This window comes from uncultured Georgenia sp., from assembly GCF_937958535.1.
Classification (GTDB): domain Bacteria; phylum Actinomycetota; class Actinomycetes; order Actinomycetales; family Actinomycetaceae; genus Oceanitalea.
The window spans coordinates 1-1,434 of sequence record NZ_CALGNQ010000002.1 but is presented as its reverse complement, the minus strand read 5'-3'; the positions used below and the strand labels follow the sequence as shown (position 1 = coordinate 1,434).

Below are 1,434 nucleotides of genomic sequence, written 5' to 3'. Positions count from 1 at the left end.
CGACGTGCTGCCGTCGGACCCCGCCGGGTACTCCCCCAGCGGCACCCGTCCCTCCCGCCAGGCCGCGAGCACCGGCTCGACGATGCGCCAGCACTCCTCCGCCGCGTCGCCGCGCACGGACAGCAGCGGGTCGCCCTCGAGCACACCGGCCAGTACCTCGCCGTAGGCGGGCAGGTCCCCCTCGCCGAAGCTGGTCGACATCACCACCCGGTCCAGGGACCACGGGTCACCGGACCCGTTGACGTCGAGCTCGAGGTTGAGGCACTCCGGCCCCAGCCCGATCTGCAGCCGCGCCGGCTGCGACGTCCCCTTGAGGCCGACCGGCAGGTGCGGCACGGGCTTGAACGTCACCAGCGCCTCCTTCCGGGCAGGTGAGATGCCTTTCGCCGACCGGAGCGTGAAGGGCACACCCTTCCACCGCCAGCTGTCGATGAAGAACGTCACCTCGGCGAGTGTCTCAGTCTCCCGGCTCGGGTCCACACCCGGCTCGTCGACGTAGGCGGGCAGGTCCCGCCGGTCGATCCGGCCGGCGGTGTAGCGGGCCCGCCGGCTGTGCCGCACCGGGTCCCCGGCGCGGGTGGCGCGCAGCACCTCGGCGATGCGGCCGCGCACGTCGCGCTCGCTCAGGGTGGCGGGCGGGTCCATGGTGACGAGCGCGAGCACCTGGAGCAGGTGGCTCTGGATCATGTCCCGCAGCGCGCCGGAGCGGTCGTAGTACCGGGCGCGCCCCTCGAGCGCGAGGCTCTCGTCGTAGACGATCTCCACCCGCTCGACGTGCGTGGCGTTCCACACCGGCTCGAAGATCCGGTTGGCGAACCGGAAACCGAGGATGTTGAGCACCGTGCTCTTGCCGAGGAAGTGGTCGATCCGGTGGACGTGGTCCTCCGGCACGAGCCGCCCGACGACGTCGTTCAGCCGGCGTGCCGAGTCCCGGTCCGTCCCGAACGGCTTCTCGATGATCAGCCGGGTGTCGGCGGGCACCCCGATCTGCTCCAGGGCGAGACACGCCTGTTCGGTGACGGCAGGAGGCAGTGCGAAGTAGATCGCCACCGGCGCCTCGCACTCCCCCACCACGCTGCGCAGGTCCTCCGGCCGGGTGACGTCGGCCTGCCGGTAGACGGACTCACGCTCCAGCCGCCGCAGCGTCTCGGCGCCCGGCTCCTCCGCGAGCGGCGCGAACCGCTCCCAGGGCGCCATCTCGATGCTCGGCGCGACGGCGAAGGCCTCCCGCAGCCGCTCGCGCCACGTCGTGTCGTCCCAGTCCTCGACGCCGGCGCCCACGAGCCGCAAGTCCGGGCTCCTTCCGGTGGCGAGCAGTCGCCCCAGACCGGGCAGGAGCAACCGCCCCGCGAGGTCCCCGCTACCGCCCAGCACCAGCAGTGTGCGGGTCTCCGCCCCGACCGGCGTGGTCGCCTCACCCATGGTTCTCCCCTG

1 protein-coding gene is annotated in these 1,434 nt (G+C 72.8%); it reads right to left on the bottom strand.

Annotated features, from left to right (window positions below; all coding sequences use genetic code 11):
- The coding region (locus tag Q0195_RS00045) for a glucose-6-phosphate dehydrogenase (protein ID WP_299272906.1) at positions 1-1,422 on the bottom strand (1,422 nt) is incomplete at its 3' end.
- Positions 1,423-1,434: the final 12 nt, after the last annotated feature.